The organism is Allobosea sp., assembly GCF_030695125.1.
GTDB lineage: Bacteria > Pseudomonadota > Alphaproteobacteria > Rhizobiales > Beijerinckiaceae > Allobosea.
This window is the reverse complement of sequence record NZ_JAUYTP010000047.1, coordinates 15480-28346: the sequence shown is the minus strand read 5'-3', so window position 1 is coordinate 28346 and position 12867 is coordinate 15480. Positions and strand designations below refer to the sequence as shown.

The following is a 12867-nucleotide window of genomic DNA, read 5'->3' as shown; positions in this document are numbered from 1 at the left end:
CCATGCTGCGCTGGCTTTTGCTGATTCCGTTTGCGCTGGTGATGGCGATGGCGGCCGGGCTCGTCGCGATGATGGCGGCGAGCGTCGTCTCGCCGGGGCTGGCGCTGTTGATCGGCGGCGGCTTCGAGCGCTTGCTCGACGCGCTGTTCGGGCTGGCGGACATGGGCATCGACCCCGGTCCGACCGCGCAGGCCGCCTTCGTGCTGCTCGGGCGGCTGGGTTTTGCGATCATCGTCGCGCCGGTCGTGCTGGTCGCCGTCGCCTGCGAGCTGTTCTCCCTGCGCAGCGGCCTGATCCAGAGCGGGTTGACCGGGCTGCTCTCGGCGCTGCTGCCATTGGGCATGCTGGGCCTGGCGCGCACGCCGAGCGGCGCCGAGGTCCAGGTCATCGGCGCGTTGGTGCTGGTGGGGGCTGCGGCCGGGTTCGTCTACTGGCTGATCGCTGGCCGCAGTGCGGGTGGCGAGCGGCGGATCCCAGATGCGAGTGGCTGACCCTGACATCTCGCCCGAGTTCCCATATATTCGGGTTATGAAACGCGACGACGTCCTGGCTCTGCTGAAGTCTGTAGAGCCTGCGCTGCGAGCGCAGGGCGTCGCAGCCTTGTATCTGTTTGGATCCCACGCCCGCGACGAGGCCCGCCCCGAGAGCGATATCGACGTCCTCGTTGATTTTCAGTCGGAGCGCGGCGTTGGGCTGAGCGAGTACATGGCGCCATATCATGTGCTGGAACGGGCTTTCCCAGGCGTCGATATCGGCTACGGCACGCGCGATGGTCTCGTCGCGCATTACAAGCCTCACATCGAAACGAGCGCCGTGCGCGTCTTCTGATGATGTCGGCCAAGCTGCCACAGGTTCGTCTCAGACACATCATCGACAGCATCGATGGCATTGTGGAGGCGACGGCGGGCCTCGAGGCGTCCGAGATCACGGGGAGCTTCGTTCTGATGCGCGCCTTGGAGCGCTCCGTTCAGATCATCTCGGAAGCTTGCAAGGAATTGCCTGCCGAGCTGCGGGCGTCCGAACCGGCCATGCCCTGGAGCGACATCATCGGCATCGGAAACATCCTTCGGCACGAGTACCATCGCGTGCGTGACGAGACGCTCTTGGACATTCTCGTGGTCCACCTCCCGGCCCTGAGGCGCGTCGCCACGACGATATTGCAGCGGCTGGAGCCCGGCCCGTCGTAAGGCTAATCCCCGATTGCAACACCCTCCCGGCGCCCATCCGCTCCCCCGACGAAGCCTTCCGGCATCTTGACGATGGCCTGGATGCCCGAGGTCATCTCGAGCAGGCGGACCTCGTGGCCCTTTGCCTCCAGCGCCGCCTTCCAGGCCTCGGCTTCGGTACCCTTCTCCAGCTCGGTCGGGCCGTTGCGGCTGCCGAAATTGCCGAGATCGACGGCGGCCTGCGGGTCCATCTTCCAGTCGAGCAGGGCGACCAGCGTCCTGGCGACATAACCGATGATCTGGCTGCCGCCGGGCGAGCCGACGACGGCATAGAGCCGACCGAAGGCGTCGAAGACCAGGGTGGGCGCCATCGAGGAGCGCGGGCGCTTGCCCGGCTCGACGCGGTTGGCGACCGGCTTGCCGTCCTCCTCGGCCACGAAGGAGAAATCGGTCAGCTCGTTGTTGAGCAGGAATCCGCCCGCCGTCATCAGCCGCGCGCCGAAGCTGTCCTCGATGGTGGTGGTCATCGACACCGCGTTGCCCTGCGCATCGACGACCGAGATGTGGCTGGTTCCGTTCTCGATGCCCTCCGAGGGGGCCAGCAGCTGCGCCCGCTTGTTGGGCGGCTCGCCGGCTTTCGCACGCCCCATCGAGCGTTCAGGGCTGATCAGACTGGCACGCGCGCGGATGTAGTCGCGGTCGATCAGCCCCGCCGTGGGCACGCCGACGAAGGCGGGATCGGCGAGATAGAGGTTGCGGTCGGCGAAGGCGAGGCGCCCGGCTTCCGAAAACCAGTGTGCGGTCTCGGCTCCAGGTCCCATCCGGGCGAGATCGCGGGTTTCCAGCATCCCCAGCATTTGCTGGATCGCCACCGCGCCCGAACTGGGCGGACCCATGCCGCAGAGGCGCCAGATTCGGTAGGCGCCGCAGACGGGCTCGCGCTCCTCGACGCGGTAGGCGGCGAGATCGGCTGCCGTCATGTCGCCGGGATTGGTCGCGTGGCCGGTGACCGTCGCGACGATGTCGCGCGCGATCTCGCCCTCGTAGAAGGCGACCGCTCCGCGCGCGGCCAGCGCACGCAGCGTCGCGGCGAAGGCGGGGTTGCGAAGGGTCGTGCCGATCGCCTTCGCCTGGCCGTCCGCGTCGTAGAAATAGGCGGCGGCGCGGGCGTCCTTCGCCAGATTCTTTTCGCCGGACAAAAGCCCGTTCAGGCGCGGCGAGATCGCAAAACCGTCCTCCGCCAGCTTGATTGCCGGGGCGAGAACCTGTGCCCAGGGCAGCTTTCCCCAGCGGCGATGCGCCTCCTCCAGCAGCTTCAGCGTGCCGGGCACGCCGACCGAGCGGCCACCGACCACCGCCTCGACGAAGCGCAACGGCTTGCCGTCCGGCCCGATGAAGCGGTCGGGCTTCGCCGCGGCGGGCGCGGTCTCACGGCCATCCAGCGTGACCAGACGCTTCTGCGCCTCGTCCCAGTGCAGCAGGAAGGCGCCGCCACCGAGGCCGGAGCTCTGCGGCTCGACAAGATTGAGCACGAGCTGGACCGCGATGGCGGCATCGACCGCGCTGCCGCCATCGCGCAGGATCTCGCGCCCCGCGGCGGCGGCCAGCGGATTGGCGGCGGCCACCATGAAGCGCTGGGCGGTGGCGGTGGCTTTCGCGACCTTGCCCGTCGCCGCCTCTGGCGCCGGGGCGAGCGGCTGAGCCGTGGCCGGCGCAACCATAAAGAGGAGCAGGGCGCAGGCCAGAATGCGGGGGCGGTGGCCGGGAAAAAGGGGCATGGGGCGATCATCCGCTGACGGGTGCTGCCGCCAGCCTAGCGCAAGCGGGCGACCGCGACATCTCCTCGCGTCGCTTGGAGTGCTGCCCTGCCGCGGCTAAGGTCGGCACATCTTCGTTTCCCGATCGTGCCAAGGGGGCCCGGCATGTCGCTTTCGTCCGTCTCGAATCTCCGCCGGCCTTTTGCCGTCGCCGCCATGGCCTTGCTCGGGCTGGTCCTGGCCGGCTGCGGCGTCAACAACGTGCCGACGCTGGAAGAAAAGGCCAAGGCGAGCTGGGGCGAGGTGCAGAATCAGTATCAGCGCCGCGCCGACCTGATTCCCAACCTCGTCGAGACGGTGAAGGGCTTCGCCGCGCAGGAGCGCGAGGTGCTGACCGCCGTCATCGAGGCGCGCGCCAAGGCGAGCCAGGTCAAGGTCGATGCGTCGACGATCACCGATCCGGCCCGGTTCAAGGAGTTCCAGGATGCGCAGAACCAGCTGAGCGGGGCGCTGGGGCGGCTGCTGGTCACGGTCGAGCGCTATCCGGAGCTGAAGTCGAACCAGAACTTCCTCGCCCTGCAATCGCAGCTCGAGGGCACGGAGAACCGCGTCGCCGTGGCCCGGCGCGATTACATCCAGGCGGTGCAGGCCTTCAACACCGAGATCCGCACCTTTCCGGGCGTGATCTGGGCGCGGCTGTTCTGGGGCGCCAAGGCGATGGAGAGCTTTGCCGCGACGGCGGGGGCGGAGCGGCCGCCGGCGGTGAAGTTCTGAGGGCGTTCGACAGGTCCGGGCCATGCTGCTGACCCAGCCGTCATGCTCGGGCTCGACCCGAGCATCTCTTGGGCGAGATTCTCGGGTCTTCGCTTCGCTGCGCCCGCGAATGACGGCTGTGTGCCTCGCTCTGCTGACGGCCTTGTTCGGTTCGCTCGCACTGGCCGCCGAGCCGTCCTACCCCGCGCTCTCGGGCCGCATCGTCGATGGCGCCAACCTGCTCGCGCCGGATGCCCGCCAACGCATCGAGGCCAAGCTCAAGGCGCATGAAGACAAGACCTCCGACCAGCTCGTGGTCGCGACCGTGCCGTCGCTGCAGGATGTCACCATCGAGGATTTCGCCAACGGGCTGTTCCGTTTCTGGAAGCTCGGCCAGGCCAAGACCAACAATGGCGCCCTGTTGCTGGTGGCGCCCAGCGAGCGCAAGGTCCGCATCGAGGTCGGCTACGGGCTGGAGGGGGCGCTCACCGATGCCCTGTCCAAGGTCATCATCACCACGGCGGTCGCACCGAAGTTCAAGACGGGTGATTTCACCGGCGGCATCGAGGCGGGTGTCGATGCGATCCTGACCATTCTCGCCGGCGATGCCGAGGAATGGCAGCGGCGGGCGAGCGTGCGCAGCGACGAAACATCCTTGGTCGACATCATCGCGATGGTGGTCATGATGGCACTGGTCCTGATCATCGTCGCTGCCTTCATCCGGGAGTTTGGCGGCACCGATGCGTCGCGCCGACACCGCCTGCGTAACGGGCGCTGGGTGACACTGCCGCAAAGTTCCGGCTGGAGCACGGGTTCGGGCGGAGGCTGGAGCTCGGGGTCCGGTGGGGGCTCGGATTCGAGTGGCGGCTTCTCCGGGGGCGGCGGATCTTCGGGCGGCGGCGGGGCTTCGGGAGACTGGTGATGGACGAGCAGGACCGGAATGCGATCGCGGAAGCCGTGCGACAGGCCGAGGGCGTCACGGCCGGCGAGATCGTCGTCGTCATCGACCATGCGGCGGCGAGCTATCGCACCGTGCCGGTGGTGATGGCGCTGACATTGGCGCTGTTCGTGCCCTGGCCGCTTCTGGCGATGACGGCGACGAGCGCGCCGCGGATCTTCCTGATCCAGCTGATCTGCGCGGTGCTGCTGCTGGGGACGCTGCTCTGGTATGGGCGCGGGGGCCGCTTCGTGCCGGGTTTCATCAAGCGCCGGCGCGCGCATGAGGTGGCGCTGCGCGAATTCACCGCGAGGGGCCTGACACGGACCCGGCAGCGCACCGGTGTCCTGCTCTACGTCGCACTGCAGGAACGCTATGCCGAGATCCTGGTCGATACGGGCCTCGACGGAAAGGTCGACCAGGCCGTGTGGGACGGGATCGTCGAGGCGACGTTGACTTCAGCCCGGGAGGATCGGCTGCGGGATGGGCTGATCGAGGCCGTGCGGGCGGTCGGCGCGGTGCTGGCGAATCACGCTCCGCGCAGCGCAGACGACGGGGACGAACTGCCCAACAACGTCGTGATCCTCTGAGGAGGATGGTTCAGCGCGGGCTGCGTGCCGCGCCCAGGATGGCGCCCGGCATCATGCCGTATTTCCCCGGCTGGTCGGCCTGGACGAGCACCACATAGCCGTCCGCCTCGGGGGCCTGTGTCGCCGCGAGCGGCGCCGTCAACACGGTCTTGCTGCCGTCCCAGTCGCCGATCCGCGTCATGCTGCGCACGACATTGGCGTAGGATACGGTCTTGCCCTGGTTCTCGCCGCGCACGATCGGCACCGTGACCAGCCGCGTCGTCGCCAGCACCCAGACACCGGCCTGGCGCGTCGAGGGCTCGTTCAGCGGTGCGAGACTGACCTGAAGCGAACCGGCCTCTTCCTTGACCGAGACCCTGGCGACGAAGCCTGTGCCGGGAGGGTTCTGCCCGGCGCGTTCGATCTCGGCCCTGTCGGAACCGACGACATGGGCCGCGCCGTTGATGACCGCCTGGGGCGTATAGACCTGCCCGTCGCCGCGCGCCTTGGCATAGACCTTCTGGCGCTTGGCGAAGCTGTCCTTGCCCAGCGTGTCCTTCCAGCCGAGATAATCCCAATAGGTGACCGGCAGGGTCAGCGCGATCAGACCAGGCTGCTTGGCCAGTTCGACGAACAGCGCATCCGCCGGAGGGCAGGACGAGCAACCCTGGCTGGTGAAAAGCTCGATCACCGCTTTTGGCGGGTTGGAATCCTCGGCACGCGCCATCGCACCGCTGACGATCAGCAGGGCGGCGGTGGCCGAAAAGAGGTGCGCGAGACGGGTCATGGCTTGAACTCGACGAGACTGTACATCTCAGGCGTTACCAAAGCGCCCCATTCGTCTCACTTGGAAATCACGTTGCCTTGAAAACAGGGATGGGCGCAACCGACACGCCCGCCCCTGCGGCCCCCGCCGCGATCATGTTCGGGCGCCAGCGCCGGTGCATCCAGAGCCATTGCTCGGGGTGTTCGCGCACCCAGCCCTCGACGACGGCCGTCATCATCGCCATGGCGCCCTGGACGTCGATCTCGCCGGCGGCGTCGCGCGGCAGGTCGAGCGGGGGCGTCAGCTCCAGCTTGAAGCGCTGGTTGGGCAGACGGATGACGCGCACGCCATGGACGGGGCATTCGAACCGGCGGGCGAATTTGCCCATGATGGGGTTTGTCAGCGCCGGGCGCCCCATGAAGGGCACGATGACGCCCCGGGTGAAGTGCTGGTCGATGAGCATGCCGAGGTGGCCATCGCGCTCGAGCACGCCCTGCATGGCGAAGGCGGCGCCCTGTTTGGCGGCCGCGAGTCCGCCCATGGCGCCAGAGCGGATCTCGTGGACGACCGCGGCAATGGCCGGGTCGTTCGGCGCGCGGAAGACGGCGGTGGTGTCGAGATCGTAGGCCTGGGCGCAGATCGCGGGCAGTTCCCAATTGGCGAGATGCGCCGAGAAGATCAGCCCGGGCTTCGCGTCGTCCTTGAGTCCGACGAAATGCTCGATACCCGCAACCTCGACGCGCGAGAACGCGTCCGGGTTGAGGTAGTCGTAATCGAACAGCGTCTTCAGATGGGCGTATTCGGCGGCGGTGCGGCCGAGATTCTCCCAGGCGCCGCGCGCGATCCGGCGAACCTCCGGTTCGGCCATATCGGGAAAGGCGGCGCGGATATTGGCCAGCGCGACGCGGTTGACCGGGATCAGCGGGCTCGCCGTGCGCAGGAGCCAGCCGCCGAGGTCGCTCGATCGTTCCGGCCCGAGCAGGCGCAGGAAGGCGAACAGGGCCCGGATCAGGCCGATCATCACCGCGGCGCCGGCGCGTGCGGCGAGTGTCTTCAATCGTCTCAAGACCGGCCCGGCCCTTCTTGACCCCATGCCTGCAAGGCCGGGCTGAAGCCGCGATTTGCGTCAGGAACGCGGTTTCGTCAAGTTTCCAGCACCTTGAAGGTGCGCCACAGCTGCCGTGCGACCGGCCTCAGAAGGTGACGACGACCTTGCCGAAGACCTGGCGGCCTTCCAGCCGCGCCAGCCCCTTCTCGAAATCCTCGAGCGGAAACACCGAATCGATCACCGGCTTCATGCCGGCGGCCATCTTGTCCAGCGACTGGCGGATGTTCTCGATCCGGCAGCCGAAGGAGCCGGTGATGCGGTATTGCTGCTGGAAGAGCTGCATCAGGTTGATCGTGGCCGACGCGCCCGAGGTCGCGCCGCAGGTGACGAGCCTGCCGCCGCGCTTCAGGCAGAGCAGCGAGCCGTTCCAGGTGTCGGCGCCGACATGCTCGAAGACGACGTCGACGCCCTTGCGCTTGGTGAGCTGGCGGATTTCGCCCTCGAAGCGCTCTGTCTTGTAGTTGACGACGTAGTCGGCGCCGAGCTCCTTGGCCTTGCGGCCCTTCTCGTCGTCGCCGACGGTGGTGTAGACGGTGCAGCCGATCGCCTTGGCCATCAGGATCGCGGCCGTGCCGATGCCGGAACCGCCGGCGTGGACGAGGACGGATTCGCCGGGTTCGAGCTTGGCATTGTCGAACAGCATGTGCTGCACCGTGCCGAAGCCGATCGGCGCGCAGGCGGCGTCCTCGAAGGAGACACCCTCGGGCGCCTTGACGACGAGGCGGGCCGCCTTGTTCAGGTACTCGCGGGCGAAACCGTCGATATGGAAGCCCATGATGCCGGCGACATTCTCGCAGAGATTGTCGCGGCCCTCGCGGCAGGCCTTGCAGTGGCCGCAGGTCTCGGCGCCATAGGCGGTGACGGTGTCGCCGACGGCGAGACCGGTGACGCCCTCGCCGACGCAGAGGATCTCACCCGAGGCCTCGACGCCGGCCGCCTGGGGCATCTTGCGCTTGGCGAAGGCCATGCCGCGAAAGCCCCAGACGTCGAGATAGTTCAGCGCCACGGCGCGAATGCGGATCTGGACCTCGCCGGCGGCGGGAAGCGGCGGCGGGTCGATCTCCTCGAGACGGAGGTCGCGGTCGCCGTGGAGTTGAAGTGAACGCATGATGAGGTCAATCTTTCAAAGATGGTCGGGCCAGGCTCTCGAGGTGTGGAACACGGCCAGGATTTCGATGCGACCGTCGCGGACGCGATAGGGAAGGATATAGGGAAAGCCCGACAGGACGAGTTCGCGTGTCCCGTCCACTCTCCCCGGACGCCCGATCTCCGGATGCTCGGCCAAGACCGCGGCCCTGGCTTCCATCGCGGCGACCATTGCGGATGCTGCGGCGGGACTTTCTTGACCGACGAACGCGAAAGCCTGGTCGATTTCACGCAGGGCGCGGCGGGTCCAGACGATCTTCACGCCGGCTGAGCCCGGTATTTCGTAAAGACGGCCTCCACATCTTCGTCACTGGCAAACTCGCCGCGGTCGGCCTCGGCGATGCCGTCCTTGATCCTGGCGATCTGCCAGGCGTTACGTTCGAGATAATCCTCGATCGCTTTGGCGGCGAGCCAACTGCGCGAGCGGTCGGTATCGGCGGCAAGCGCGTCGAGCTTCGCCAGCATCTGGTCATCGAGGCGAATCGTGAAAGCAGCCGTCATGGCGGTTCACTCCGGTTCGGATCGAACCAAAATAGGTCGCGTCTCGCGAAAAGTCGATTCTCAGCGGTGGACGCCGAGCTGCGCGGTCACGCCACCGTCGATCGGAATGACCGTGCCGGTGATGTAGGCGGCCGGTTCGCTCATCAGGAAGGCGGCGAGTCCGCCGACCTCGTCGGGTCGGGCGAAGCGCCCGGCCGGGATCTGCGCCTGCATCTTGTCGCGATAGGCGGCATAGGGCGCCATCATGTCGGTGTCGACGAAGCCGGGCGCGATGATGTTGACGGTGACACCGCGCTTGCCGGTCTCGACGGCGAGCGTCTTCGCATAGGAGATCAGCGCGCCCTTGGAGGCGGCATAAGCCGCGTTGCCGGGATTGCCGCGCAACGCCGCGACCGAGCCGATGGCGACGATGCGCCCCACGCGGGCGCGGATCATGGCGCGCATCAGGCTCTTGGCGAGGCGGGTGAAGGCCCAGAAATTGACCTGCATGGCGGCTTCCGCCTTGTCCTGCACCATCATCGCGGCCAACGAATCATAGGGTTGGCCGGCATTGTGGACGAGGCCGAAATAGCTCTCGCTTTCGCGGTCCTCGCAGAAGGCGTCCAGCGCCGCCTTGTCGGAAAGGTCGAGCGGCAAGGCCTGGATGGCGCGGCCGGGATGCGCGGCGGCGATCTCGGCGGCGAGCGCCTGCGCCTGCTCCGCCGAGGAGCGGTAGGTGAAGTCGACATCGTGACCGGCCGCGGCGAGCGCCCGGACGATGGCCGCGCCGACGCCCTTGGCGCCGCCGGTGACGAGAACTTTTGTCATGAGCGGGCGGGCTCCGCGGTCAGGACGAGGCTGGTGTTCTGCCCGCCGAAGCCGAAGGAGTTCGACAACACCGTCCGCACGCGGGCGTCGCGGGCGAAGTTCGGGACGACGTCGAGCGCGATCGCGGGATCGGGCGTGGTGTAATTGATCGTCGGTGGGATGCGGCCCTTGGCGATCGTCAGGAAGGAGATCACCGCCTCGACCGCGCCGGCCGCCGTCAGGGTATGGCCGATCATCGACTTGTTGGAGGACATCGGCAGGCGCGCCATGCGCTCGCCGAAGACGGCGGCGCAGCTCATCGCCTCCATCTTGTCGTTCTCGGGCGTCGAGGTGCCATGGGCGTTGATGTAATCGACATCGTCGGGCGCCAGGCCGGCGTCCGCCAGCGCATCCTGCATCGCGAGGATGGCGGGCTTGCCGTCCGGGCTGGAGCGGGTGCGGTGGAAGCCGTCGCCGCGCTCGCCGCAGCCGGCGACGATACCGAGGATGGTCGCCCCGCGCGCCAGGGCGTGGTCGTAGTCCTCCAGAACCAGCGCGCCCGCGCCTTCGCCCATGACGAAGCCGTCGCGGTTCTTGGAGAAGGGCTTGGCGGCGGCTTGCGGCGGGTCGTTCTGGGTCGAGAGCGCCGAGAGCAGCGAGAAGCGGATCAGCGCTTCGGCGTGGATCGAGCCGTCGGTGCCGATGCAGAGCGCGGCTTGCGTGTCGCCGCGCCGGATCGCCTCGACGCCCATCTGGATCGCGGTGGCGCCCGAGGAACAGGCCGTCGAGAGCGAGATCGGCGAGCCCCTGGTGCCGAAGGCGTCGGCGACATGGTCGGCGACCGCACCGAACAGGAACAGCTCGTGCTTGGCCTTGTGCTTCAGCGTCGCCGCTTCGCGCAAAAGCCCGTCGTAGTCGACATCGCCCTCGATCGACGCGGCGAGCTCCTGCTTCTGCGGCCATTCCATCTCGACCGGCGGCACGGCCATGAAGAGTTCGCCGGGGAAATCGCCGGGTTGACCGATCCCGCTCTGGCCGACGGCCTCTTCGGCAGCAAGCATGGCAAGCTTTTCCGAGAGTTCGGGGGCTGAAAACGGGCGATCGAACAGGAAATCAACGGTGCCGCCGATGGTGGTGCGCAGCCCCTGCGTCGGGAAGCGCTCGATGGCGTGGATACCCGAGCGGCCGGCCGTGAGGGCCTCCCAATTGGCGTCCTTGCCCTGGCCAAGCGAGGTGACGATGCCCAGGCCGGTGACGGCGACGATCGGACGGCCCTTGGAGTCGCGGTGTGTGTTGCTCATGGCTTCACCTTCACGCCTTGACCAGATGGGCGGCGCCCTCGCCGCGCCAATGGCCGGCGCCGGTGACGACGGCCTCTTTCGCCTGTCCCGCCGACAGGGCGGCGGCCGCGAGCGCGACCGAGATGGGGAAGGCTGCTTCCAGCGCGTGGCCGAGGAGATCGCCGGTGGCGATGCGGCGGGCCTGCGGCAGGCCGGAGAGGGCCGCTGCCTCCTCGCCCGTGATGCCGGCGGCGCCGGTCGCCGCCGACATGGCGAGGACGTCGGGCGATATCGCCCCGAACCCGCCGATCAGCGCCCGCAAGGTCGCCTCGACGGCGCCGAGCGTGCGCTTCGAGCGGGCGGCGACGACTTTGTCGAGCCTGGCGTGGATGGCGGCGCCACGGGCCGCGGCGCGTTCAGCCGATTCCAGCACCAGGAAGGCCGAGGCGCTGCCCGTGACGATGCCGGGCGCCGCTTCACGCTCAAATACCGGCGCGAAATCGCCCTTGCGCAGATAGCCGCCGAGTTCGAGCAGCAGCAGCATGTCGCGGCGCTCGGCATTGTAGGAGCCGCCGACCAGCATGATCTCGGTTTGGCCGGAGGCGATGCGGGCATGGGCGGTGCGGACCGCGTCGACCCCGGCCTGCTCCTCGCCCATGAAGGTGCGCGAGGCGCCGGTGATGCCGTGGACGATGCCGATGTTGCCCGCGAGCAGGTTGGACAGCTGCGCCAGGAACAGGGTCGGACGCAGATCGCCCATCAGCCGCTCGTTGAGATAGGCGCCGGGCGCGTTGGCGGAGCGCAGCCCTGTGAGGATCGCGCCATCGACGGCATGATCGCGCTCGCCGCCGCCCGCTGCGACGATGACCTGCAGCAGGCTCTTGGTCTCGACGTCGTCCTTGATCCCGGCGCCGTCGAGCGCAAGGCCGGCCGCATAGACGCCCAGCCGCTGCCAGGGCTCCATCTGGCGCTGGTCGGATTTCTTGGGGATCTGCCGGTCGAGTTCGAGCGCTTTCAGCGGATGGACCGGGTAGGGCGCGAAGCTCGTGGTATCGACGACCGGAGCCATGTGGCCGGCGAGCGCTGCCGCATGGGTCTCGATGCCTTCCCCGAGGCTGGAAGCGAGTCCGATACCGGTGATGACGACGCCGCGCTGCATGATCAGGCCTGTTCCGGCGTCAGGCCGATGGCGGCGAGGCGCGCCTCCATCAGGCTGCGCATGTCGGCGGGAAAGGGCATCAGGCGGAACCGCAGCTCCGCATCGCAGATCGGCTTGCCGTCGATCGCGATCTTCGCCTTGGTGGCGGCATAGCCCGAGCCCTCGATGACGAGTTCGGCCGTGATGTCGAGCACGGCATTGGGCTCGACGAAGGTGCGGAAGCGCGCCTTGTCGACCGTCATCAGGAAGGGCATCTGCGTCATGCCGTTCAGGGCCAGCAGCAGATAGCCCGAGGCCTGCGCCATCGTCTCGGTGAGCAGGACGCCGGGCACGAGCGGATGGCCGGGGAAATGGCCCTCGAAGACGGGGCTGGCATTCGCGGCCGGCACGGTCGAGCGTGTCGTGATCCGCTTCTCGCCCGGCTCGAAGGCGACGACGCTGTCGATCATGTCGAAATATTCGAGGCGCATGCGCTTCCGATCGTCGGTAACGGGGCGTCGAAGCCGGCTCCGACGCGGTTCTGCTCTAAACCCTGAGCCGGCACGGCTCAAGCCGGCGCCCGTCGCCAAAACAGGACGGCCCCCATGCGGGCTTGCAGACGATTCGTCCGCGCACCGGTATGGGGGCCGTGAGGGCGCCGGTGATGAAGCTCAGGCCGCCTTGGCGGCGACCAGATCGTCGATGCGCTTGCAGAGGTTTTCGAGCACGAAGTACTGCTCGGCCGGGGCCTTGCCCTCGTTGACTTCCTGCGTCCACTGTTCGAGCGGCAGCTTGATGCCGAAGGCCTTGTCGATCGCGAAGGCGATGTCGAGGAAGGCGAGCGAGTCGATGCCGAGATCCTCGATGGCGTGGCTCTCGGGCGTGATCTTCTCGCGCGGAATGTCGCAGGTCTCCGAAATGATTCCGGCGACCGTCTCGAACGTGGCGGACATGCGGGTG

At 67.9% G+C, this 12867-nt stretch carries 17 protein-coding genes; 6 read left to right on the top strand and 11 right to left on the bottom strand.

Annotated features, from left to right (window positions below; translation table 11 throughout):
* The first annotated feature begins 2 nt into the window (after nt 1-2).
* From Q8S38_RS17170 to Q8S38_RS17160, 3 genes are read left to right on the top strand one after another with little or no spacing between them, the layout of a single operon-like run.
* Nucleotides 3-491 (top strand): hypothetical protein, encoded by a 489-nt coding sequence (locus Q8S38_RS17170; RefSeq protein WP_305681599.1) that lies wholly within the window; start codon nt 3-5, stop codon nt 489-491.
* On the top strand, nt 484-828 hold the full coding sequence (locus tag Q8S38_RS17165; protein WP_305681598.1) for a nucleotidyltransferase family protein: 345 nt from the start codon (nt 484-486) through the stop codon (nt 826-828). Before Q8S38_RS17170 ends, Q8S38_RS17165 begins: the two co-directional genes overlap by 8 nt.
* A complete protein-coding gene (locus tag Q8S38_RS17160) occupies nt 828-1187 on the top strand; it encodes a HepT-like ribonuclease domain-containing protein (protein WP_305681597.1) in 360 nt (119 codons plus the stop codon). The genes Q8S38_RS17165 and Q8S38_RS17160 overlap by 1 nt, the downstream gene beginning before the upstream one ends.
* Before the next feature lie 2 nt (nt 1188-1189).
* Here Q8S38_RS17160 and ggt read toward each other — a convergent pair whose 3' ends face one another.
* Nucleotides 1190-2944, bottom strand: coding sequence for a gamma-glutamyltransferase (gene ggt, locus Q8S38_RS17155; RefSeq protein WP_305681596.1), 1755 nt, complete (start codon nt 2942-2944; stop codon nt 1190-1192).
* A gap of 195 nt (nt 2945-3139) precedes the next feature.
* Between ggt and Q8S38_RS17150 the strand changes: the two genes are divergently transcribed.
* The 3 genes from Q8S38_RS17150 to Q8S38_RS17140 all read left to right on the top strand — a co-directional run bounded on the left by Q8S38_RS17150 (nt 3140) and on the right by Q8S38_RS17140 (nt 5203).
* Nucleotides 3140-3697 carry a LemA family protein gene (locus Q8S38_RS17150; RefSeq protein ID WP_305681626.1) on the top strand — a complete coding sequence of 186 codons (558 nt, stop codon included), beginning with the start codon at nt 3140-3142 and terminating at the stop codon, nt 3695-3697.
* A 109-nt stretch (nt 3698-3806) separates the two neighbouring features.
* On the top strand, nt 3807-4598 hold the full coding sequence (locus Q8S38_RS17145) for a TPM domain-containing protein (RefSeq protein WP_305681595.1): 792 nt from the start codon (nt 3807-3809) through the stop codon (nt 4596-4598).
* On the top strand, nt 4598-5203 hold the full coding sequence (locus Q8S38_RS17140; protein WP_305681594.1) for a TPM domain-containing protein: 606 nt from the start codon (nt 4598-4600) through the stop codon (nt 5201-5203). The genes Q8S38_RS17145 and Q8S38_RS17140 overlap by 1 nt, the downstream gene beginning before the upstream one ends.
* 10 nt (nt 5204-5213) lie before the next feature.
* Here Q8S38_RS17140 and Q8S38_RS17135 read toward each other — a convergent pair whose 3' ends face one another.
* The 10 genes from Q8S38_RS17135 to Q8S38_RS17090 form a co-directional block, all read right to left on the bottom strand.
* Nucleotides 5214-5969: a DUF1223 domain-containing protein gene (locus Q8S38_RS17135; protein ID WP_305681593.1), complete on the bottom strand. Its 756-nt coding sequence runs from the start codon at nt 5967-5969 to the stop codon at nt 5214-5216.
* Between the two features lie 67 nt (nt 5970-6036).
* Nucleotides 6037-7041 (bottom strand): lipid A biosynthesis lauroyl acyltransferase, encoded by a 1005-nt coding sequence (locus Q8S38_RS17130; RefSeq protein WP_305681592.1) that lies wholly within the window; start codon nt 7039-7041, stop codon nt 6037-6039.
* Between the two features lie 100 nt (nt 7042-7141).
* On the bottom strand, nt 7142-8164 hold the full coding sequence (locus tag Q8S38_RS17125) for a zinc-binding dehydrogenase (RefSeq protein ID WP_305681591.1): 1023 nt from the start codon (nt 8162-8164) through the stop codon (nt 7142-7144).
* Between the two features lie 15 nt (nt 8165-8179).
* On the bottom strand, nt 8180-8464 hold the full coding sequence (locus tag Q8S38_RS17120) for a type II toxin-antitoxin system RelE/ParE family toxin (protein ID WP_305681590.1): 285 nt from the start codon (nt 8462-8464) through the stop codon (nt 8180-8182).
* The gene (locus tag Q8S38_RS17115) at nt 8461-8703 is read right to left on the bottom strand and encodes a CopG family ribbon-helix-helix protein (RefSeq protein WP_305681589.1); all 243 of its coding nucleotides are present in this window, start codon (nt 8701-8703) and stop codon (nt 8461-8463) included. Before Q8S38_RS17115 ends, Q8S38_RS17120 begins: the two co-directional genes overlap by 4 nt.
* A gap of 60 nt (nt 8704-8763) precedes the next feature.
* Nucleotides 8764-9510 carry an SDR family oxidoreductase gene (locus tag Q8S38_RS17110; protein WP_305681588.1) on the bottom strand — a complete coding sequence of 249 codons (747 nt, stop codon included), beginning with the start codon at nt 9508-9510 and terminating at the stop codon, nt 8764-8766.
* A complete protein-coding gene (locus tag Q8S38_RS17105; protein ID WP_305681587.1) occupies nt 9507-10790 on the bottom strand; it encodes a beta-ketoacyl-ACP synthase in 1284 nt (427 codons plus the stop codon). Before Q8S38_RS17105 ends, Q8S38_RS17110 begins: the two co-directional genes overlap by 4 nt.
* 10 nt (nt 10791-10800) lie before the next feature.
* A complete protein-coding gene (locus Q8S38_RS17100; protein WP_305681586.1) occupies nt 10801-11928 on the bottom strand; it encodes a beta-ketoacyl-ACP synthase in 1128 nt (375 codons plus the stop codon).
* Nucleotides 11929-11930: 2 nt separating this feature from the next.
* The gene (locus Q8S38_RS17095; protein WP_305681585.1) at nt 11931-12398 is read right to left on the bottom strand and encodes a 3-hydroxyacyl-ACP dehydratase FabZ family protein; all 468 of its coding nucleotides are present in this window, start codon (nt 12396-12398) and stop codon (nt 11931-11933) included.
* A 180-nt stretch (nt 12399-12578) separates the two neighbouring features.
* Nucleotides 12579-12860, bottom strand: a complete 282-nt coding sequence (locus Q8S38_RS17090; RefSeq protein WP_305681584.1) for an acyl carrier protein — start codon at nt 12858-12860, stop codon at nt 12579-12581.
* Nucleotides 12861-12867 lie beyond the last annotated feature (7 nt).